This is a genomic window from Christiangramia marina (genome assembly GCF_048285865.1).
Lineage (GTDB): Bacteria > Bacteroidota > Bacteroidia > Flavobacteriales > Flavobacteriaceae > Christiangramia > Christiangramia marina.
This window is the reverse complement of sequence record NZ_JBLVTK010000090.1, coordinates 1-280: the sequence shown is the minus strand read 5'-3', so window position 1 is coordinate 280 and position 280 is coordinate 1. Positions and strand designations below refer to the sequence as shown.

General features: G+C 35.0%; 1 pseudogene. It reads left to right on the top strand.

The annotated features are described in order from the left end of the window. Window positions 1-13 precede the first annotated feature (13 nt). Window positions 14-280, top strand: a pseudogene (locus tag ACNKXS_RS15440) (DUF4870 domain-containing protein); the annotation flags it as partial.

Genomic DNA, 280 nt, shown 5'->3' with positions numbered 1-280 from the left:
CTTAAACTTTCAAATAAGCACATTCCTTTACATGGTATTTTTACTAACGGTTGGGGTTGCTTCTTTCATCTACTACGGAGTACAACTTAGTATGGGAGAAGATTTCTATTTTATCAATGAACCTTTTCAAATAGAAACTTTTTCTGAAGCATTTCCCTTCTTTGTGATAGCGGCAACCATCATTACGCTCTTACTGGGATTATTTGTACTTGAAATATTTGCAGTAATCTCGGCAAGTATGAAAGCAAGTGAAGGGAAAGCTTATAAATACCCTTTAACC